Source organism: Panacibacter ginsenosidivorans, assembly GCF_007971225.1.
Lineage (GTDB): Bacteria > Bacteroidota > Bacteroidia > Chitinophagales > Chitinophagaceae > Panacibacter > Panacibacter ginsenosidivorans.
This window is the reverse complement of sequence record NZ_CP042435.1, coordinates 4,946,012-4,967,724: the sequence shown is the minus strand read 5'-3', so window position 1 is coordinate 4,967,724 and position 21,713 is coordinate 4,946,012. Positions and strand designations below refer to the sequence as shown.

Here is a 21,713-nt window from a genome sequence, read left to right as displayed (position 1 = left end):
ATTTCCTTTATGAACCCGGCTGCAGCATACCTATGATGCATTCGTTGCGTCGCACTCTTGTACTTTCTGTTCATTATTGATCTGAACGTACAAGTGAGTGACACAACAGGAGATGCCCAGTGCATTGCAGCCGGCAAACAAAAAATATTATTGTAATAAATTCAAATGTAGTTCGCCAAAGTTTTGAAGAGAAGAAATTTTTAGATCGGCAATAGTCCACCGGTCACTCTTTTGCTGGCTGAAATGCGGCACTACCACGCATTTCATACGTGCTGCTTTTACAGCGATAAGCCCGGGAAAAGAATCTTCGAAACACAGACAGGCCAAGGGATCTGCATTGAGACTTGCAGCGCAATCAAGATAAACCTGTGGGTGCGGTTTGCCATAAGGCAGGTCTTCCGCAGATGCTTTTGCCTGCACAAAATTTTTGATGCCGCACATGGCAATGGCCATATCTATCATATCAAGCGGCGAAGAAGAAGCTATGCCAATTTTAAACTGACGTTCATAAAAAAAGCGAAAAATATATTGCACGCCGGGCATTACGTTTCCTTTTGCTTCTATTTTGTGCATCACTTTTTCGAAGATCAGTTTTTCTGCACGTGCATGTTCTGCATCACCAAGATTGAATTTTTGAAACCACCATTGTACAAATTCTTTGGTGCGCAGCCCTGTAGTGCTGTTGTATTGTTCTTCGGAGAGTGTAACGCCATACATTTTGAAAACCTCTGCTGCCGCTTCGTTCCAGAGTGGTTCACTGTCTATCAATAATCCATCCATGTCGAAAATAACCGTATTCAGTTGCATGAGCAGTTTTTGAGTTTCCGTTTAAAGTTTTGGTAAGTATTTTTTTGAAACCGGCTTTGGTAATATTACTCATAGCCTGTTGTGTCACTCACTTGTACGTTCGGAACGTTAATCACCAGTGAAAGTAAAATATTTTATGCCGATAAATGTTCAAGACTTTTTATAATGCGGGCATAGGTTTCATCATCGCTCAATTCCTGCGGAATGAATTTTTCGCCTATTACATGCTCGTATAATTCAATATAGCGTTTAGAGATAGTATCAACCCATTCATCTTTCATCTCCGGAACGGTTTGCCCCTCCTTACCCATAAAGTTGTTGGCTATAAGCCATTCACGTACAAATTCTTTACTCAATTGTTTTTGGCGCTCGCCTTTTTGCTGTCTTTCTTCAAAACCATCTGCATAAAAATAGCGGGAAGAATCGGGCGTATGAATTTCATCCATTAGAATGATCTCATCACCAAGTTTACCAAACTCATATTTTGTATCAACGAGTATTAAACCTCTTTTTGCAGCAATTTCTTTACCTCTTGCAAAAAGTGCGAGTGCGTATTTGCTTAATATTTCCCATTCTTCTTGTGTAGCAAGACCTGTAGCGATAATCTCAGCTGCAGAAATATCTTCATCATGCCCTTCGGATGCCTTTGTAGAAGGCGTTATAATGGGTGCAGAAAAAAAATCATTTTCTTTCATCCCTTCCTGCATACTTACACCGCATAAAGTTCGTTTACCAGAGTTATAGGTACGCCATGCATGGCCGGTAAGATTGCCCCGAACAACCATTTCAATTTTGAAGGGCACGCATTTTTTACCGATGGCCACGTTGGGTGCAGGAGTATCTGTAAGCCAATTGGGACAAATATCTTTGGTTGCATCCAGCATATATGCAGCTATTTGATTCAAAACCTGTCCTTTATAAGGTATAGGTCTTGGTAAAATAACATCAAAAGCCGAAATACGATTACTTGCAACCATTACCAGCCATTGATCATTGATGCTATAAACATCTCTTACTTTTCCTTTGTAAAAAGAGGTCTGGTGGGGGAATTTAAAGTTTGCCATGCGTCAAAATTACCTGATAATCGTTTTAATACATGGCATTCTGAAGGAAATAGCTTAATTTATCTGCACAAATGTGGACAAGAAAAATTTTTGTAAAAAAATAACAATTGTTATCATTGTCTGTTCAACAACTAAAATAACATCCTTATGGGAAAGAGTCAGCGCATTCTAATGGTTTGCATCACCATATGTTGCATAAGCCTGAACAGTTTTGCCCAAAGTCTTACGGCCGTTTCCGGTAATGTTAAGAATAGCGGTACCAAGGAATCTATTGCTGCTGTTTCGGTTATGGTCAAAGGGTCATCGGCGGGTGCTTATACAGATGACAGGGGGAACTTTAAGTTCACTACAACACAGAAGCCTCCTTTTACTTTAGTTGTTAGTTCCATTGGTTATGAGACCAAAGAAGTAGAGTTCAATGGTGAGGCCTCGATAAGCATAGAATTAACAGTATCATATGCGCTTGGTCAGGATATTGTAGTTGCTGCTACAAGACTGCCGCAACGTATTATGGAGGCGCCAGTTTCAATTGACAGGGTTAATTCCTCTACAATTCGCAATACACCAGGTGCCAGTTACTATGATGCATTAAATAACCTGAAAGGCGTAGATATAACAACTTCCAGTTATACTTTTAAAACAGTAAGTACAAGAGGTTTCAACGGAAGCGGTAATTATCGTTTTAACCAGTTGGTAGATGGGATGGATAATGCTGCACCTGCATTAAATTTTTCAGTAGGGAATGTAATAGGCCTCTCAGAACTCGATGTAGATAATATGGAATTATTATCCGGCGCATCTTCTGCACTGTATGGTTCAGGTGGCATGAATGGTACTTTGCTGGTAACCAGTAAGGACCCTTTCAAATACCAGGGTGTAAGTTTCCAGATAAAACAAGGTGTTAACCATGTAAGCGATTACAGGCATGATGCTTCTCCTTTTTATGACTGGAGTTTGCGCTGGGGTAAAAAAATCTCTGAGAAATTTGCTTTTAAAGTTGGTGCAGAATATATAAAAGCAGATGATTGGCAGGCTGATGACAGTACTAATCTTTTACGCACCAACGTACTGAGCAAAATAATACCAGGCACAAGAGCTAGTGACCCTAATTACGATGGAGTGAATGTATTTGGTGATGAAGCAAGCGCGAATATGAATGCATTTGCAAACGTTGTACAATATCAAACTCAGCAAGGTATACTTGCCGCAACAGGAGGTACTTTAGATATAGTAAACTATTTGAATACGTACCTACCTTCTCCGATGCCAACTCCCGATCAAGTTACTGCTGCAATCGGTGGACTTTATAATATTGACCCCAGTGGTGGTTTGGCTCAATCTACAACAAACCTTTTGCCATTTTATTTGGGTTTAAGGAATAATATTTATGGCTCGCAGAATGTAAGCCGCACCGGCTATTATGAAAAGGATATCGTTAATTATGATGCCAAAAATTTAAAATTTACTGCTGGTTTATATTTTAATATAACAAACAGCACCCAGCTATCGCTAACAGGTAATTGGGGATCAGGAACAAGTGTTTATACAGGTGCTGACAGATATTCATTAAAAAATTTTAGAATTGGTCAATATAAATTAGAAATCAAAAGCAAAAACTGGTTCTTCAGAGGGTATACTACTCAGGAAAATTCAGGCGACTCCTATGCTTCAACGCTTACTGCTTTGGCAGTAAACAATGCATGGAAAGCAAATAGTGATTGGTTTGGACAATATGTGGGTTATTATTCAGGTGTTGTTTTAGGTGGGGGTGATGCTGAAACTGCACATGCGTATGCCCGCAGTAAAGCTGATTCAGGAAGGGCTTTGCCTGGATCTGCGGCATTTAATACTGCTTTTAATAATTCAGTTACTACCTCTATCAGCAAAGGAGGCTCACAATTTGCAGATAAATCAAGTCTATATCAATTCGAAGGACAATATAACTTGACTCCTTATATTAAAGTAATAGATGTTCTTGTAGGTGCCAGCTATCGCTGGTATAACTTAAATTCTAATGGTACTATTTTCGCTGATACAATGGGTTCTATAAAAATTGGAGAATTTGGTGGTTACGTACAATTACAAAAGGCTTTGCTTAATGATGTATTGAAATTAACTGCCTCAGGAAGATTTGATAAAAATGAAAATTTCGACGGTCGCTTTACACCACGAGTAACAGCTTCTGTAAAAGTTGCCAAAGACAATCGTATACGTCTTTCCTACCAGCAGGCATATCGTTTCCCTACTAACCAGGATCAATGGATCAATCTGAGAACACCAGGAAGTCTTTTGATTGGGTCACTGCCTAGTTTTGACGATCACTATAAATTTTCCTCTACTAATCCTGTTTTCACTGCAGAAAGTATCGTGGCTTACAGGGATGCATATGGACAAACGGGAGTACCTGATCCAACAAAACTTGTTCAGGTACAATTAGCAAAAGTTGGTCCTGAATCTATGCAATCTTTTGAAATAGGTTATAGGGGTATTATAGCAAAAAAATTACTCATTGATGCTTATTATTATACCAGCAAATACAAAGACTTTATTGGTAGAGTAGCTGTAGGTGGTGGTGCAAGTATGGATGCTACAAAAACTTATACTGAACTTTTAAGTCCATTTACTACGCAAAATTATTCCTTTGTAACTAACAGCACTCACCCTGTAACAGCAAATGGATGGGGCATTGGTGGGGAATATGCTGCAGGGAAAGGTTATACCATTAAAGCAAATATTTATGGCGACCAGTTAAAAGATGTTGACGAAGGTTTTGTAGCTTTCTTCAACACGCCAAAAATACGTTACAACCTTGGCTTTGGTAATCCGAATGCATTTAAAGGAATTGGTTTCAATATACTTTACAAATGGCAGGATAAAGTTGATTGGGAAGGCACTTTTGGTACAGGACAGATACCCTCATTCGGCACAATGGATTTTTTGCTGAGCTATAAAATTGGTAAATCAAAAAACCTAATCAAACTCGGCGCTACTAACCTCTTTAATAATTACTATCGTAATGCATTTGGTAATCCTTATATAGGCGGCTTATACTATGTAAGTTTTGGCTATAATGTTTTTTAGTTCCTAATGGTTGCTTGCTTTGCTCTGAAACCCTCTCACTGTGGAGGGTTTCTCTTTTAATATAATTATTTTTTGTACACGGCTTATGTACAGGTATTTGGCTTTTGTTGCGTCGCACTCCTGTACGTTTTGTTCATTAACGATCTTAACGTTGAAGTGAGTGACACAACAACCGATGCCATATAATACAAAAGCAGGCATCCTAAAAAAACTACCTTAACTTACTGTAAAAATTTTTCCTGATACCATTCTTCTTGTATTGAGCAGGTAAAGGGTTGCCTGCCATTTTTTATGGAGTGCAACCCTTTTACGTTTTATATAAATACCGCGCATATGAGCATTGAAAATTTGTTTGACTATAATTGCGGGGAAGGCATATGGGATGAAATGTGCCATAAAAAACAGGTGCGTGAGCCTTAGAGTAAAGTGTTTAATGCACTCCAGTATTTACAGGTAAATGATCTTCACCTGAAAGACAGGCTGGCCGGTGAACTTTTTATGAACCAGGGTATAACTTTCACCGTGTACAGCGATAATGCAGGTATTGAAAGAATATTACCTTTCGATATTATTCCACGCATCATTACAGGCAAAGAATGGGATCATGTAGAGAAAGGCATTCAGCAAAGATTGAAAGCGCTGAACCTTTTCCTGAAAGATATTTACAATGACCAGGAAATTATAAAGGCAGGTGTAATACCTGCTGAGTTGGCTGGGCCGGAATTGATCCCACCAACAATATGTGGGTAACCAACAATCACATTAAACTGGCTGTGGGCAGGCATTCAACGATTGCAGCCCCGTAAGAGGAACTTTTAAGGGCCTGCCAAACAAAATTCATCAGTGTATGTTTCTGTTGGCTATGAGGATGGACACATTTTTGAAGAAGTAAACAACGTACAAATAGAGCTTGTGGATTCAGGCATTAAAGATGATATGATTGAGGCACATATTGCGGAACAGCAACAACAATAACTTTTTGGTTCCCACTGTTGATCATATATTAAGCCTCCGTTGTGTCACTCACTTTTACGTTCCTATCATTATTCAACAAACAGTGCTACTATACAAAAATTAACTGTATGTGTCATTTTATATAGCGCAATACTTAGTTTCTTTGCAGTCCTGAAAATAAATATATACAATGATCATTTACCGCATACTTAGTTTTATTGTTACAGTGTTTTGCTCTTTACTTGCTATGATAACATTGTTTGGCATTATGATGGCGTTCTCAAACCCGGCTGTACTTTTCCAATGTTTCTTAATGGCAGGTGTTGTGCTGTACGGATGGTTTGCTAACAGGTTCTTTGCTTATGTTGTTATTGGTAAACGCCAAATGAGTAAAAAACAAAAAGACTGGTTACAGGTAAATGCAATAGTTGCTTTTATTTTCAGTCTAATGGGTGTGGTAAGTTGTATTGCTATCATTACAAATCCGGATCAGTTAAATGAACTGATCAAACAAATACCTTCTGAAACAGAAATTACAATAAAAACTTTTCTGAATATTTCTTATGGCCTGCTTGTTATATGTAGTCTTCTACTAGTGCATATTGTATGGACCTACTTATTATTAAGAAATAATAAGGCTGGTATAGAATCGTAGAATTACAAGGCGTTTTGAGAAGTTTTAAAATGCTGATTAATGAACAAAGCGAGCAAGTGAGTGACACAACAGGCGATGCCATCTTTTACCATTGCCCGAAACAAAAAAATTATTGCTTAATAATCCCTTCGCGCTTCATTCTTGACGCAATTTCTTCGGAAAATAATTTAGCGCCTTCTGCATTCATATGAGCCATGTCATAAAAAAGTTCCTTTTTTACAAACCTTGGATCCGTAGAATAATCCCAAACCTGTACGCCATATTTGGCAACGATCTGTTTGCTCAGTGTAAGCGCATAATTTTCTTTGAATGGCTGCACATACATGGGGGATACGATAACAACGAGCGGTATTTTTTTGTCGGTAACAGATTTCACGAAATACTCTAATTTCTCCTTACTAAATTCATCGATCTTATCGACGCCCGCGGTATATACTTCGGGCTCTTTGGATACTTTGCTACCATGTAAAGGCTGAAAACCATTTATATTATCATTGTGACGACGTGAATAATTTTTAATAATAGAAACTATGTGCGAGTTATAAGCGTATAGTTTAGATACTCTGGCCTTATAATATTCTTTGGGAAAAAGATCTTTTGCAAGCGATGCAAAATTATCGTTGGTAAGCACGTACGGCAATAGCATATTTGCCAAAACATCTCCACCGTATTGGTCTGAACGCCATGCTATTTCTTTTGCTACAAGATCAAGCACAATTGCTTTGGGCTTATGTGGGCCATTAAGTGCCCCGGGTAAAATTGCGGAATGATAAATAACATTGGAAGCATTACGACCGCAATTAAAAGTAGAAACGCCAAGTGTATCTACAAATACTTTTGTATTGTAAGTATGGACTGCGCGTGAACTTCCATAGATTAACAGGTCCTCAGTTGGATTATTGATAGCATGTGAGAAGGCAGCCACATCGCCCATTGGCTCGTGCAGGTATAAGTATTCAACGAGGCCTCCAAGGCTTCTGTCTACTATAAACATTATAGCAAGCAGCAGGAAGGCTTTTTTAATAAATTTTATGTAATCCTTATTCATAGTGCTGGATTTAAAATTGGAAATAAATAAATTGACCACCATTAAATACACCCACCATCAGTAAAATTGTAAGCAGCAAAACATAACCCGTATACCTTACCACAACATTACTATTACCCATAATTTTAAAGTTTGGATAGTATTCCTGTATATGTTCCACTATAACAAGAAAAAAAACAGCGAACAGGTAGTATGCAAAATTAGTTGGTGGCTCCCCTTTGAAAATTCCGCCATGTTTCATGGTAAGTATTGACTTGGTAATATACCAACCCTGCTCTACTGTCAACGACCTAAACCAAACTGCAGTGAGCGTTACAAATACAAATACCCCAATGCTTCTAAAAAAGTTAGCTGTAAACCCAAGCAGTTTATGAATTTTACGCAGGAATGGATTAATAAGCCTTTCTACGGAAATGAGTAATCCATTTAGGAGACCCCATATTACAAATGTCCAGTTAGCTCCATGCCACAAACCACTTAACGCAAATACAATAAGTACATTTCTTGTGCTTTTTAATGCTCCTCCCCTGTTACCACCTAAAGGAAAATAAAGGTAATCCCTGAACCATGTTGTAAGAGATATGTGCCAACGCTGCCACAATTCACCTACACTTTTTGAAATGAACATCGGCCTTCTGAAATTGGTCATCAGATCATAGCCCATTACTTTTGCTGCGCCAATAGCTATATCGGAATAACCGGAAAAATCACAGTATATCTGAAAACCGAAAAAGATTGTGGCTATTGCCATGCTTATACCGCTATGATGCTGGGCATTGTTATAAACTGCATCTACATATATAGAAAGTCGGTCTGCTACCACCAGCTTTTTAATAAAGCCCCATAACATCAATTTTAAACCACTTACAACCCTGTCGTAATCAAAATATTTTTTCTCATAAAACTGGTGCAATATATTTTGCGGACGTTCAATTGGACCTGCTACCAACTGTGGATAAAACATCACATACAATGCATAAATACCAAAATGTTTTTCAGGTTTTTGATGACCACGATAAACTTCAATGGTATAACTCATGGCCTGAAAAGTGTGGAATGAAAGACCTACAGGGAGTAATATATCAAGGTGAGGGATTGGATCTTTATACCCAAAGTCACCTAATAAAGATGCGATATTATAATTGAGGAAGTTATAATATTTGAAAAATGCCAGCACTCCAATATTGGCAACTAAACTGCAAATAAGCCATAATTTTCTTTTCCGGCCCTCGCTTTTGGCAATATAGATACCTGCAAAATAATCAACCACAATTGTAAAACCCAGTATCAGAATGTAAATGGGCAAGAAGTACATGTAGAAATAACAGCTTGCCATTAACAATAAGAACCATCTGTATTTATGTGGCAATACAAAAAAAAGGGTTGTTACAACGATAAAAAAAGCGATGAAGATTAATGAATTGAATACCATTAAACGTATAGTTTTGGATAGGAATTTAGCCGCAATGATACTGAAAAAATCAACAGCCTGACCGTCTCAAACATCATGGCATATTAAATTATTCTGATTATTGGAGCCTATTCGGTTTAAAAGATAAAAGTAATTAAACAAGAAATACTTTAATATAACTTCGGCACGATAATAGTTTTTTTGCTGCTGCATCATGAAATAAGACTATTAATTAAACCTACACCATATGTTATACAACAAAATCTTCTTTGGCGCTTTCTGTATGCTTTTCATGACGCTTTGCTCAACCCCTACAAATAACGCACAAAGTAACGAGAACGAAAAAGAAAATACCACCGCTTCAAATCAAAACAATTCTGGTACAAATAACGCTTCAACCAATAATATAGTATATAATACAACTGGAAAATACAATAGTATTTGGGGTGTTTGGGGGGGTGGAGAATTAACTTCTGATCAAATGACAAAGTACAGTTTTCTCAAAGGCTGGTATATTGTTTATCAATGGAGAAAATTGGAACCTCAAAAAGATAATTTTGACTGGAATTATTTTGACGAACAAATGAAATTTGCTGCTGATCATAACCTTGCAATTGGTTTCATGGTTTGGGTAGGGCCACACAGCCCGGAATGGTTGTATAGTAATGGTGTTCCAAAAGTTACCTCCCAAACAGTTAAAAGATCTGGAGAATTTCCTTATTATCTGGATAAAACTTACAAAGACCGATATTACAATATGCTCGCTAAAATATCTGAGCACATAAAAAAAATGCCCCCAAAGATCAGGGATAAAGTTGTTATGTGGATGTCAGCAGAAGGAAGTACAGGAGATCCGCAACCTTATAAAGGCTTGCTTGATGATTCAAAATATAATATCTCTGAACAACAATGGTTCGATTTTAAAAAAGAAGTATGGACTTACATGTATAAGCTCTGTGCATCTGAAAACCCAAGTGTTCATTTACTCGTTAACCAGGCAAATGATGGAAAATATTTCAATTGGCTATTTAATAATTTACCGGGCGTTTGGATGAAGGCAGGGGATATCTCGCACACTTACCAATTTAATGGCGAATTGGATTTTTATGATCGAATGAAAAAAATGGAAACTAAAACGCAGCAAGACATCAGTTCAAGTAGGCTACGTGGCGAAATCACTGTTCAGGGTACATGGTTTAATCAAAATGAAAGCTGGAATATGTATGCTTTATTAACATCAGCACTTCATTTTGGTCTGGACATTTTTAATGCAGCTCCAAAGTATCTTCAAAACCCTACTGACACAATTGCCTTTAATTTTTTCAATCTATATGCTGGTCAAAAAGTAGCTTCAGAATCACCCGGTGCTTTTTGCGTTTTAAAAGATGCATTGGATGCCGCAGATACAAAGCGCTTTCCAGAATCGAAATATGGGCCAGTTCTCGATCCTGAAAAGGTTACCAACTATACAAGAGAAGTAGAAAAAAAGAAAATGAAAGCCATCAAAACAGGTGATGCCGAAGATGAAGATAATGATGAGGACCAGGGTGCTGTTGAATCTACAGCTAAAAACAATAATCTCTCTGAAGAAAGGATTAATAAAATTTTACAGGAGTACTCTGCTTATGGGGCTAAAAGAGGAGATTTTAGTGACCTTGATGCTACACCAGAAAGTGACAATAGCGCAGAAACATATAAACAAACACGCACTACAACAAAAGACGGCAGACCACTAAACGCAAAGCGCCAGGAAAAATTAGCGGCTAAAACTAAAAAAGGTGCGGGTAAAGATCAGTCAACCAATTACCAGAAAAAGAGAGAAGCTAATATGGTTATCAATGATATCGGCGTAAATCTCATCCCCGATAATTATTATCGTTTCCTTACCCAATATTCTCCAAATACTACAAGCCGTGGCTACTGGCGTGTTGGTCCGGGGAATCAGCCTTATGGAAGATTTGCCCGTGGTTTTGAAGCTAAAACCGGCAGAACTGAAATGTTCTTTGCATTGGATAAGACCTTTTTCAAAGACAATACGTCTCAAAAAAAAGTTTCTATAAAAATAATTTATCTTGATAAGGGCACCGGATCATGGTCACTTAATTATTTTGATGGCTCCGCTAAAAAAGAAGCGTATAAAGTAATATGCACCAATTCCGGGAACTGGCAAACTAAATTAGTAACGATAGACGCTGTTTTTGCTCAAAAGCTCGAACATAGTTGCGATATATCTATTAAATATTTATCAGGTGATAATACTATTTTTAATTCTATAGAAATTTTAAGATAATAATTATCAGCCAATAAAAAGGCCCTGCTGTCAGCGGGGCTTTTTTTATTAAGATTTATTTTTAAACCGGCTTTCACCCATCTGTTAAGCTTCGTTGTGTCACTCACTTGTACTTTCCGTCCTTATCTGATCATTTTAATTTTTATTCCCGTTCATCAATTCTAATAACCGTTCGACTTAAAACATGGTACTATGTGTTACATAGTACTTACTTTTGACTTGTAATAATCAAACACAAGTACTGAAAATATAAGGAGGACATTATGAAAAAGAATTTAATTATCGCAGGAATTGTAGCAGCTACAGTAGTAATAGGGTTAATTGCATATAAACCCATAAAACAGGCATTAACCGAAAGACCAGTAGAAAAAAGCATTGCTTTCTCTGTTTACAGGGCAAACAATTATACATCTGATGCCTATAACCAAACCTCTGCCCAGGTGCATATTATTGTAGAAAAGGTTAGTAAGCATAGCCGCACAATTGTTTGGGAAAAAACAATGGATGCAAAATTGCTGAAGCAATATCCCAGCGCAGACCAGGCAATGTCTCAAAAAATCATAGTTCCAGGCATATTGGACAAAAAAGAACACCTTGAAGTAAAATATGTACTTATCTATGATTCAAAGGGAAGTCAACTGGAAATGCAGGATGGAACAGTTGTATCAACTGGTGCAAAATCTGGCAGATTGGATATTACTATATAATGGCTGATTTTTGAAAAACACATGCCCACTTTTAATATGGCAGCCTTGAGCTGCCATATTGTTTTTATTATCGCTTACCTAAAACAATGCAAATACCTGCTGAAAGGCATTCTGAAAGTACAAGTGAGTGACACAACAAAGATGACAGCGATCCATAAGTTAAGCAAAAAAAATCCCCCATAGAAATGGAGGATCATTAACCCTTAAAACAACCAACATGAAAAATAATTCAACTACATAACAACAAGAACAACGCCATATTTGTTGATGCCGGTTGCAAAAATTATTGTAGAGCAATATCGAGTACCTGCTGCATTGTTTTTACATAGTGAAACTGCAGGCCTTTTATAAAATTGCTGTCGATTTCTTTTACATCTTTTTCGTTTTGTGCGCAGAGAATAATTTCCTTGAGGCCCGCCCGCCTTGCTGCGAGTACTTTTTCTTTAATACCCCCCACCGGCAGTACTTGTCCGCGCAAAGTAATTTCTCCTGTCATTGCCAGGTATGGTTTAACTCTCCTGCCTGTAAATGCAGAGGCAAGTGATGTAAGCATAGTAACACCTGCACTTGGCCCATCTTTTGGAACAGCGCCCTCCGGCACATGAATGTGTGGATTTTTTTTACCAAAAAACTCAGGATCAACGCCCAACTTTTTTGCGTTTGCCTGTAAATAAGTGTAAGCCGTGGTGGCACTTTCTTTCATTACATTACCAAGATTGCCGGTAAGTTTAAGATCACCTTTTCCGTCACTTAAAACTGTTTCTATAAAAAGGATGTCGCCGCCAACATATGTCCATGCAAGACCAACTGTTACACCAGGCATATTGGCCGTTTTATATATCTCATTACTGTAACGGGATGAACCAAGAATTTTTTCTACATCATTTTGTGTGAGTATTGATTTGATCTTATTTTTTACAGCATATTCTTTTGCTTCGAAACGCATAATACTGGCAAGCTGCCTGTCTAACTCACGTACACCACTCTCTCTGGTATATTGTTCAATTACCTTTTCCAGTACTTTATCACTTATCTTAAAATTGACTTTATCCAATCCATGCGCCTCTTTTTGTTTGGGAACAAGGTGACGTTTTGCAATTTCAATTTTTTCTTCTACTGCATATCCACTTAGGTCGATAATCTCAAGCCGGTCGCGCAAGGCAGGTTGAATATTCTGAATATTATTTGCAGTTGCTATAAACAATACCTTGCTAAGATCATACTCCAGTTCAAGATAATTATCGTAGAAGCTATTGTTTTGTTCCGGGTCTAAGACTTCCAACAAAGCAGAAGAAGGGTCACCACGAAAATCGCTGCCGATCTTATCGATTTCATCCAATATCATTACAGGATTTGAGGATTTTATTTTTCTGATATTCTGTATGATCCTGCCAGGCATTGCACCAATGTATGTTTTACGATGGCCGCGTATCTCACTTTCATCATGCAGGCCCCCAAGACTCACACGCACATATTTTCTGCCTACTGCATGTGCAATGCTTTTACCCAGAGATGTCTTACCAATACCAGGAGCCCCAACAAAACAAAGAATGGGACTCTTCATATCTCCTTTTAGTTTTAATACTGCGAGATATTCGAGAATACGTTCTTTTATTTTTTTCATGCCATAGTGATCATTATCCAATATTTTGGCGGCACGTTTAAGATCGTAATTGTCTGTGGTATAATCCTGCCATGGAAGATCAAGCATCAGGTCCAAATGATTATATACAACAGAATAATCGGGTGTACTTGGATGCATGCGTTCAAGTTTTTCAACACCGGATTTGAACATACTTTTTGCAGCATCTGGCCATTTTTTTGTTTCGGCTTTTTTCTTCATTTGAGCTATTTCACGCTCGTTGGTATCGCCACCCAGTTCTTCTTTAATACTCTTCATCTGTTGCTGCAAAAAGTATTCTCTTTGCTGCTTATCAATTTCAGTACGCGTTTTATTGGTTACTTTGTTTTTTAATTCGGCAAATTGTAATTCACGTTGTAAAAGATGCACCAATTTTTCTGCCCGCAATTTTATATCATCTGTTTCAAGCAGTGTTTGCTTTTCTGTCAACTCACTGTTTAAATTACTACTTACAAAGTTTATGAGGAATGAAGCGTTCTCTATATTCTTTAAAATAATAGAAGCCTCCGTAGGCATATTGGGTGAAAGTTGAATGATCTGCGCAGCAAGATCCTTTATAGTAGCAGTATACGCATCAAAGTCATCCCCTGCAAGTAATTCATCCATGGGCAGCAACTGAATACTAGCCTTAAAATATGGTTCTTCTTCTACTATGGATAGCATTTTAAAACGCTTCTTTCCCTGTATAATAATAGTAGTGCCCCCATCGGGCATTTTAATAAGCTTAACGATCTTAGCCACTGTTCCTGTGGTACAAAGATCTTTCAGCTCCGGGTCTTCTATATTCGAATCATTTTGTGCCACAACACCAATCAGTTTATCACCTTTGTAAGCATCATTAACTGCTTTTATACTTTTATCACGTCCAACTGTTATTGGGATTACAACACCTGGAAACAAAACTGTATTTCGCAAGGGTAGCAATGGAAGTGTATCAGGAATGGGCATGTTCTTATCCTGCTCACTCTCATTTTCATTGATGGGAATTATAGGAAGAAAATCTGTATCCTCATCTGTTCCAAACATTAATCCATTAATATTCATAATTCTTTTCTTAAAGTCAAATTGTCATTAATAGCCTGAATATAACAAATTCAGGGCGGAAGTACAATTGGTCAATTAAAGTGCCAAAGGAAATCAATTGTTGCTCCACTAACAAATTGACGTAAAAAAGGCGCAAAGATTTTTTCTTTGCGCCACGTTAGTATATCTAAAAGTCAGCGATTACAAAATTTTAATGCCTACGCCAAATTGTATTTGCTGGCTCTTCCAATTACCTTGATCACTTACATCTTTTATATCACTTAATCCAATATTATAACGCCCATACACTTTAAGCATGCCAAGATTTACCTGCGCACCGGCAACCATTGCAAAATCTCCACCTTTAAATGCATCAACAACATTGCCTGCTGTTGTCTTGTGATTATTGGTAAGTATGCTAAATTGCGGACCTACATGAAATGTTAACAGCTTGCTCGCATTTAGTCTTAAGAGAACAGGTACACTTATATAATTGAGATTTATTTTTTCTCCCCCTTTTAAACCGCTCAAAGGTTCATCTGTAACAGTGGTGTTTGTCTGGCTAAACAATACTTCGGGTTGTATACCAAAACCCTTTGTAAAATCAATTTCAGCAAATCCTCCGAGTTGATAACCCAGGTTAAACTCATCTTTAAAAGATGTGCCGTCTATCTTACCAAGATTTGCGCCTGCTTTGGCGCCAAGATGAAACCCCTGTGCATTTGCAATTGATACAACTGCAAACATTGTTACAACTGATAATAAGATCCTTTTCATAGTTTGTTTGTTTTAAAAATTTTATTAGCCAATTCCTGTGCCATATTAATGCAAAAAACGAACACTGCTGAACATGTATTGTTAAAAGAAATCCTAATTAACATGATATACACCGGTTTACACAATATTATATCTCCGGATTATTGAAGTAAAATACCTGTATGCTATTTTAAAATCAATTTCAATTTGGCATCCGTTAAAAACTGATTGAAAATTGTTACGCACCATATGAAACAAAACAGCACAATACTTAAGAAACGTATGCAACACAGAAAAACAAAAGTTATACGTTTTACTGAAAAAAATGTTACAGATCCCAAATGCATCAAGCAAAAAAATATCAGCATGAATATAATTTCAAAACAATGATATTACTTATGTGCCCATCATTAGTAATACTATTATACTTTCGTTGCGTCGCACACTGCATCGTTCAGCTCATTAATGTGCAAAGTGTACGAGTGAGTGACACAACAGAAGCTGATAAAACTACTATGATAACTACGAAAAATTAACTGCTTTATTAAATTAAACATGAGGTTTGACTGGTTACATTATCTTTTTGTCGCTTGATTTTCCAATTTCATCGCTTAATTTCATTAGATTATTAGTATTTCATACATTAGAAAAAAAATTCCATGTTCACAACCAACAAAAACAAACTTGTAGTGCTATTAGCATTAGGTGCATTTGCCACATTTGGCATGATGGCCTATACTCCAGACAAACCGCAGGAAGGTTATAAAAACCTCCAGGTGCTGCCCAAAGATATTTCTCATGAAGACCTTGACAAAGTGATGCACGGCTTCAATGATGCGCTCGGTGTAAAATGTATGTATTGCCACGTGCATGAAGGAGATGATTTCAGGCAGGGATGGAAATTTGACAGTGATGACAAGCCTGAAAAAGGAATTGCACGACATATGCTGCGCATGACCATGGGAATTAACTCAACCTATTTCAATTTCGAAAATTCGACCAGGACCGATACAATACATGCTGTTACATGTATTACCTGTCACAGAGGTATAGCTCACCCGGATGCCAAGGGTATACAGGAACAAATGGCAGGCGGTATGGGTGGCATGAAAATGTCTCCACCACCTCCACCACCAACTCCTCCAGGTGCGCCAAATAAAAATTAATTTTTATTTACCCGTCACTTAAACCATAAAGCAACAACTGTTGCGTCGCACTCTTGTACTGCAGAAAGTGTTGCATCAAAGAAAGCCGGGGAAATTATTCTGACATTTATAATAATAAGGAAGCCACACCATGGTGTGGCTTCCTTATTATTTAGCAATTAATTTTTTATGCTCTTCTAAAGACAGGCTTACCTTTAAAGTTTCTATAAGCAATAATCGCACTGCTTAACGTAAGAAGTGCAGCCATAATAAAAGGTGCACCAGGAAAAATAACAGGTGCTGTACTGCTGGTAAAATAGCGAAATATATAGGTCATCATAACAGGTCCGATAATAGAAGTAGCGCTCATTAAACTTGTCAATGCACCTTGTATTTCCCCTTGCTCATTTAGCGGAATTGTTTGTGATATGATTGACTGTATTGAAGGTCCTGTAATTCCACCCAGTGCATAAGGAATAACAAAAGCATACATCATCCATCCTTGTGATGCGAATGCAATGAGTATTAGACCTGCAGTGGATAATAATAAACCCACATACGCACTGCGCTGCTGACCAAGCTTAGGAATAATAACACGAATCAAACCGCCCTGCACCACAGCAAGTATAACGCCAACAAAAGTCAAAGAATAGCCCACTGTTTCACGTGTCCAGTTAAATTTTTCCATGCTATAAAATGTCCAGGTACTTTGAATAGCATGTGCAGAAAGATAAACCAGTATCAATGAAATAAGTAAACCGGTAAGTGATGGATATTTTCTAAGTTGTTTGATCATACCAAAAGGATTGGCTCTTTTCCATTCAAACTCCCTGCGATTTTGTTTTGACAAAGATTCTGGCAAAATAAAAAAACCGTATAACCAGTTTATCAAAGCAAGACCAGCTGCTGCATAAAAAGGAAACCTCAAACCATAATGCGAAAGCTGACCGCCAATACCCGGGCCAATAATAAAACCTAATCCAAATGCTGCGCCTATAAGACCAAAATTCTGCGCTCTTTTTTCAGGTGTGCTAATATCTGCTATATATGCTGAGGCTGTTGTAAAACTTGCACCCATCATACCGGCAATAATTCTACCCACAAAAAGCCAGGCTATAGTTGGCGCCAGTGCAAGAAACATGTAGTCTACGGCAAATCCAAAAAGGGAACAAAGCAACACAACGCGACGCCCATATTTATCACTTAATCCACCCATTACCGGGGCGCAAACAAACTGCATAAATGCATAAGAAAAAGTAAGCCAGCCTCCATACACAGATGCCTTGCTGAGGTCTCCATGAATCATTTCTCGTATAAGATCAGGCATTATTGGAATAATGATACCGAAGCCAATAGAGTCAATAAGCAGTGTTACGAAAATGAAACCGAGTGCAGCGTCTTTTTTATTTCTCATCAGAAGTATTTGAGCATGCTTTGCAGAAGCAGGCAAATTTCAGGAATTGCTATTACAAATATTTTTGTTTTTTTAAAAGAAGAAAACCGCAATAAAAGATTTGTGTATTTATTACACATTACTTATTTTAGCCGCAGCATTTACTGTTACTTAACGAATTGCCATATGCACTGATCAGCGATAGCGTTTACATTAGTTGTTGCGCGGTTTTATTTTATGCTTATCATAATAATCGCGAACAGTTTTATAAAGCTCCATACAATACTGAAAGTCGAAGTGTGCGACGCAACGGCAGTTTAATTTGTAACACGAAAGTCTGGCTCATAATAACTAATGATCGTTATGTAGCAAATAATTAATCTTGTTTGCGATACATGCAACTAAAGCATCTTACTTATTTTCGCAACTCGGAAAATTTTATGAAATCGGCAACCGAAAACTACAACATGAGTAAAGCAAAAAATATTGAGGAAACCCGGGTACAAGCTTTGAATGGTACAGAAAATAGTGAAACAACAGAACCTGTTTCAAAAGAAATTAAGGCGCCGAAAAAAAGCAAGACTATAAAAAACGATGAAGCAAATGTTGTGGGCGATGTAACAACTAACAATATTCAAAAATCTAACCTTGCAAAAAAAAAGTTACAGACTCTGCCTGGAAAAAAGACTTTAAAAAAATCTGTAACTGTAAAAAAAGAAACTGAGATAAATACAGCAGTTACTGAAAAGAACGCCAAAAAGGAAGACACAGCTAAATCTGCTAAGGAAAAAATTCTTGCGAAAAAAGAGCCAGCCAAAGTTGCGGATAAAAAAGCTGCTGCAAAAAAAACTGTTGAAAAGAAAGCAGAAATATCTGCTGCTGTAAAAGTGACTTTCGTTGTAAGGTTTCATACAAAGCATGGCCAGTCATTATACATTTCTGGCAAGCATCCGGTTTTTGGTAACGATGAAATTGCAGCTGCATTACCGATGCAATACCTTAACGAAGAACTTTGGACCGCTACAATTGACCTTGATAAAAATGATCTTCCAAAAGAAGGTGTTGTTTATAATTACCTGCTAAAAAATGATGATGGTTCCCTCAGTTATGACTGGGGTAGTGATAAAGTGTTAACAGCTGAATTATTTACGTCTGAAGACATATTAATAATAGATTCCTGGAATTTTGCCGGTTATTATGAGAACGCATTTTATACAGAGCCTTTTAAAAATGTATTACTTAAACAGAATTATACACCAGTAAAAATAACAGCCCCTAAAACATATACTCATACATTTAAAGTAAAAGCCCCTTTACTTAAAAAAGGAGAAACACTTTGTATAATAGGAAACGATGTAGCGTTGGGTAACTGGAATGAAGCAGATGTGGTATTGATGAATAAGAAGGAGAAAGAAGATTTTTACGCTGCAAAGATCAATCTTTCAAAAGCGTGGTTCCCTATTGTATATAAATATTGCGTGTATGATATTGGTTCCAATAAAATCATTCGCTACGAAGATGGCAACAACCGTATATTATACGATGCGTTTGTAAAAAATAAAAAGACAATTGTAAATGATGGCTTTGCGGTATTGCCTGCCAATACATGGAAAGGTGCCGGCGTAGCAATACCTGTCTTTAGCCTTCGTTCAAAGAACAGTGGCGGTATTGGTGAGTTTACTGACATCAAGCTACTCGTTGACTGGGCCAAATCTGTTGGATTAAAATTAGTGCAAATACTACCTGTAAACGATACGACTGCTACACATACATGGACTGATAGTTATCCTTATGCAGCTATCTCCGCATTTGCATTGCACCCTATGTTTTTAAATCTTGCAAAAGCCGCTGGTGATATATATGCAGATTTATTAAAAGATATTACAGAAGAGCAACTAAGGTTAAATAAACTGGAGGCAATTGATTATGAAGCAGTCAATAATCTGAAATGGAATTTTATAAAACAATTATATCCATTGCAGAAGAAAACAATATTCGCTTCTGCTGATTACAAACAGTATTTTGAATTAAACAAACACTGGCTTGTTCCTTATGCTGCATTTTGTTATTTCCGCGATAAGTACAGCAGTGCAGATTTCAATACATGGCAATCGCATAAAAATTATAATGCAGAAGAAGCAGCTTTATTGTTAGAACCTTCTGCAAAATCGTTTGATGAGATTGCCATCCATTTATACGTACAATACCTGCTGCACCTGCAATTAAAAGAAGCAGCCCAATATGCACATGACAATGGCATTATTGTGAAAGGAGATATTCCTATTGGTATTTATCGTTATGGTGCAGATGCCTGGCAGCATCCGGAATTATATCACATGGATATGCAGGCTGGTGCACCGCCTGATGATTTTGCAGTAACCGGCCAAAACTGGGGCTTCCCTACCTACAACTGGGAGAAGATGAAAGAAGATGGCTTTGCGTGGTGGAAACAACGCTTTGAACAAATGAGTTATTACTTCGACGCATTTCGTATAGATCATATACTTGGTTTCTTCCGCATCTGGAGTATTCCTACTCATTCTGTAGAAGGCATCATGGGTCATTTTGAACCTTCCATTCCCGTTCACATTCATGAGTTCAATCAAAAGGGAATATGGTTTGATTATACCCGTTATTGCAAACCATATATAACCGAACAATTATTGGATAATAATTTCGGCGATCAGAAAGATCATGTAAAATATACCTTCCTCAATTATGATGGCTTTGGCAGATACCAGGTAAAGCCTGAATTTGCCACACAGCAAAAAGTAGAAAGTTATTTTAGCTGGCAGCAGGATAATGACCATAACCGCTGGCTAAAAAAACAACTATTCAGTTTGCTTTCCAATGTTATTTTATTTGAAGCTGAAGGATCACAGGGACAGCAGTTTCACTTCCGCTTTGGCATAGAAGACACCATCTCTTTCAAAGAGCTTGATGCCCATCTTCAATATCAGCTGAAAGAATTATATATAGATTATTTCTTTAAACGCCAGGATAATTTTTGGATGTATGGCGCTTTACAAAAACTGCCTGCTCTAAAGCGAGCTACCAATATGCTTGTGTGCGGAGAAGATCTTGGCCTGGTGCCGGGTTGCGTACCCGAAGTAATGCGCCAGTTAGGTTTGCTTAGTCTCGAAATTCAACGCATGCCCAAAGATCCTAAACGCACATTCTTCCATCCTGCAGATGCTCCTTATTTGAGTGTGGTTACACCTTCCACACATGACATTAGTACTATTCGCGGCTGGTGGGAAGAAGACCGCAATCTTACACAAAAATTTTTCAATGATGAACTTGGCCAATGGGGCGCTGCACCTTATTTCTGTGATGCATGGGTAAACAAAGCCATCGTTGTGCAACATCTTTATTCACCTGCCATGTGGAGTATCTTCCAGTTGCAGGATATTCTCGGCAGCGATAGAAAAATCCGTCGTCCTAATCCCCACGATGAGCGCATAAATGTACCCGCTAATCCAAAGCATTACTGGCGTTACAGAATGCACCTTACATTGGAAGATCTTATAAAAGCAAATGAATTCAATACAGAATTTGCAGCCAATATAAAAGCCAGCGGCAGAGTATAAAATTTTTTTTATGAGCCAAACTACAATGCCTGCAGGAAGCTCTTGTTGCGTCGCACTCTTGTACTGTAACAAAAGACTCAACAACTAAAATACATAAAGCCATCCTCATTAACAGGGTGGCTTTATCTTTGAAAATAATTCAGCTAA

15 protein-coding genes are annotated in these 21,713 nt (G+C 37.6%); 8 read left to right on the top strand and 7 right to left on the bottom strand.

Going from position 1 to position 21,713, the window contains the following annotated elements; all coding sequences use genetic code 11:
• Positions 1–147 precede the first annotated feature (147 nt).
• Both hxpB and FRZ67_RS21075 read right to left on the bottom strand, forming a co-directional pair.
• A complete protein-coding gene (gene hxpB, locus FRZ67_RS21080; RefSeq protein ID WP_147192546.1) occupies positions 148–807 on the bottom strand; it encodes a hexitol phosphatase HxpB in 660 nt (219 codons plus the stop codon).
• Positions 808–941: 134 nt separating this feature from the next.
• On the bottom strand, positions 942–1,871 hold the full coding sequence (locus FRZ67_RS21075) for a phosphoribosylaminoimidazolesuccinocarboxamide synthase (RefSeq protein WP_147192545.1): 930 nt from the start codon (positions 1,869–1,871) through the stop codon (positions 942–944).
• A gap of 147 nt (positions 1,872–2,018) precedes the next feature.
• On the opposite strand from FRZ67_RS21075, the gene FRZ67_RS21070 reads away from it, so the two are divergent.
• The 4 genes from FRZ67_RS21070 (at position 2,019) to FRZ67_RS21055 (ending at position 6,561) form a co-directional block, all read left to right on the top strand.
• Positions 2,019–4,952: a TonB-dependent receptor gene (locus FRZ67_RS21070; RefSeq protein WP_225975426.1), complete on the top strand. Its 2,934-nt coding sequence runs from the start codon at positions 2,019–2,021 to the stop codon at positions 4,950–4,952.
• 426 nt (positions 4,953–5,378) lie between these two features.
• The gene (locus FRZ67_RS21065) at positions 5,379–5,702 is read left to right on the top strand and encodes a circularly permuted type 2 ATP-grasp protein (RefSeq protein WP_225975425.1); all 324 of its coding nucleotides are present in this window, start codon (positions 5,379–5,381) and stop codon (positions 5,700–5,702) included.
• Between the two features lie 93 nt (positions 5,703–5,795).
• A complete protein-coding gene (locus FRZ67_RS23835; RefSeq protein WP_262713652.1) occupies positions 5,796–5,927 on the top strand; it encodes a hypothetical protein in 132 nt (43 codons plus the stop codon).
• A gap of 169 nt (positions 5,928–6,096) precedes the next feature.
• Positions 6,097–6,561, top strand: a complete 465-nt coding sequence (locus tag FRZ67_RS21055; protein WP_147192544.1) for a hypothetical protein — start codon at positions 6,097–6,099, stop codon at positions 6,559–6,561.
• 109 nt (positions 6,562–6,670) lie between these two features.
• Here the strand turns inward: FRZ67_RS21055 and FRZ67_RS21050 are convergent, their stop codons facing one another.
• Complete coding sequence (locus FRZ67_RS21050) at positions 6,671–7,609, bottom strand: SGNH/GDSL hydrolase family protein (RefSeq protein ID WP_147192543.1); 939 nt, start codon at positions 7,607–7,609, stop codon at positions 6,671–6,673.
• Between the two features lie 10 nt (positions 7,610–7,619).
• Positions 7,620–8,924 carry an MBOAT family O-acyltransferase gene (locus tag FRZ67_RS21045; RefSeq protein ID WP_225975604.1) on the bottom strand — a complete coding sequence of 435 codons (1,305 nt, stop codon included), beginning with the start codon at positions 8,922–8,924 and terminating at the stop codon, positions 7,620–7,622.
• Positions 8,925–9,267: 343 nt separating this feature from the next.
• Between FRZ67_RS21045 and FRZ67_RS21040 the strand changes: the two genes are divergently transcribed.
• The gene (locus FRZ67_RS21040) at positions 9,268–11,310 is read left to right on the top strand and encodes a glycoside hydrolase family protein (protein ID WP_147192541.1); all 2,043 of its coding nucleotides are present in this window, start codon (positions 9,268–9,270) and stop codon (positions 11,308–11,310) included.
• 263 nt (positions 11,311–11,573) lie between these two features.
• Positions 11,574–12,017 (top strand): hypothetical protein, encoded by a 444-nt coding sequence (locus FRZ67_RS21035; protein WP_147192540.1) that lies wholly within the window; start codon positions 11,574–11,576, stop codon positions 12,015–12,017.
• 283 nt (positions 12,018–12,300) lie between these two features.
• Here the strand turns inward: FRZ67_RS21035 and lon are convergent, their stop codons facing one another.
• Both lon and FRZ67_RS21025 read right to left on the bottom strand, forming a co-directional pair.
• Positions 12,301–14,703 carry an endopeptidase La gene (lon, locus tag FRZ67_RS21030; protein WP_147192539.1) on the bottom strand — a complete coding sequence of 801 codons (2,403 nt, stop codon included), beginning with the start codon at positions 14,701–14,703 and terminating at the stop codon, positions 12,301–12,303.
• 180 nt (positions 14,704–14,883) lie between these two features.
• Positions 14,884–15,459 (bottom strand): porin family protein, encoded by a 576-nt coding sequence (locus tag FRZ67_RS21025; RefSeq protein ID WP_147192538.1) that lies wholly within the window; start codon positions 15,457–15,459, stop codon positions 14,884–14,886.
• Between the two features lie 638 nt (positions 15,460–16,097).
• Between FRZ67_RS21025 and FRZ67_RS21020 the strand changes: the two genes are divergently transcribed.
• Positions 16,098–16,604: a c-type cytochrome gene (locus tag FRZ67_RS21020; protein WP_147192537.1), complete on the top strand. Its 507-nt coding sequence runs from the start codon at positions 16,098–16,100 to the stop codon at positions 16,602–16,604.
• 166 nt (positions 16,605–16,770) lie between these two features.
• Here FRZ67_RS21020 and FRZ67_RS21015 read toward each other — a convergent pair whose 3' ends face one another.
• Positions 16,771–17,997, bottom strand: coding sequence for a TCR/Tet family MFS transporter (locus FRZ67_RS21015; protein ID WP_192903888.1), 1,227 nt, complete (start codon positions 17,995–17,997; stop codon positions 16,771–16,773).
• 419 nt (positions 17,998–18,416) lie between these two features.
• On the opposite strand from FRZ67_RS21015, the gene FRZ67_RS21010 reads away from it, so the two are divergent.
• Positions 18,417–21,566 (top strand): 4-alpha-glucanotransferase, encoded by a 3,150-nt coding sequence (locus tag FRZ67_RS21010; RefSeq protein WP_225975424.1) that lies wholly within the window; start codon positions 18,417–18,419, stop codon positions 21,564–21,566.
• The last annotated feature ends 147 nt before the right edge of the window (positions 21,567–21,713 follow it).

What these genes read in the sequence shown, in the direction of transcription:
- hxpB (WP_147192546.1), bottom strand. Translation starts at nt 807, where the DNA reads ATGCAACTGAATACGGTTATTTTCGACATGGATGGATTATTGATAGAC.
- FRZ67_RS21075 (WP_147192545.1), bottom strand. Translation starts at nt 1,871, where the DNA reads ATGGCAAACTTTAAATTCCCCCACCAGACCTCTTTTTACAAAGGAAAA.
- FRZ67_RS21070 (WP_225975426.1), top strand. Translation starts at nt 2,019, where the DNA reads ATGGGAAAGAGTCAGCGCATTCTAATGGTTTGCATCACCATATGTTGC.
- FRZ67_RS21055 (WP_147192544.1), top strand. Translation starts at nt 6,097, where the DNA reads ATGATCATTTACCGCATACTTAGTTTTATTGTTACAGTGTTTTGCTCT.
- FRZ67_RS21050 (WP_147192543.1), bottom strand. Translation starts at nt 7,609, where the DNA reads ATGAATAAGGATTACATAAAATTTATTAAAAAAGCCTTCCTGCTGCTT.
- FRZ67_RS21045 (WP_225975604.1), bottom strand. Translation starts at nt 8,924, where the DNA reads ATGTACTTCTTGCCCATTTACATTCTGATACTGGGTTTTACAATTGTG.
- FRZ67_RS21040 (WP_147192541.1), top strand. Translation starts at nt 9,268, where the DNA reads ATGTTATACAACAAAATCTTCTTTGGCGCTTTCTGTATGCTTTTCATG.
- FRZ67_RS21035 (WP_147192540.1), top strand. Translation starts at nt 11,574, where the DNA reads ATGAAAAAGAATTTAATTATCGCAGGAATTGTAGCAGCTACAGTAGTA.
- lon (WP_147192539.1), bottom strand. Translation starts at nt 14,703, where the DNA reads ATGAATATTAATGGATTAATGTTTGGAACAGATGAGGATACAGATTTT.
- FRZ67_RS21025 (WP_147192538.1), bottom strand. Translation starts at nt 15,459, where the DNA reads ATGAAAAGGATCTTATTATCAGTTGTAACAATGTTTGCAGTTGTATCA.
- FRZ67_RS21020 (WP_147192537.1), top strand. Translation starts at nt 16,098, where the DNA reads ATGTTCACAACCAACAAAAACAAACTTGTAGTGCTATTAGCATTAGGT.
- FRZ67_RS21015 (WP_192903888.1), bottom strand. Translation starts at nt 17,997, where the DNA reads ATGAGAAATAAAAAAGACGCTGCACTCGGTTTCATTTTCGTAACACTG.
- FRZ67_RS21010 (WP_225975424.1), top strand. Translation starts at nt 18,417, where the DNA reads ATGAAATCGGCAACCGAAAACTACAACATGAGTAAAGCAAAAAATATT.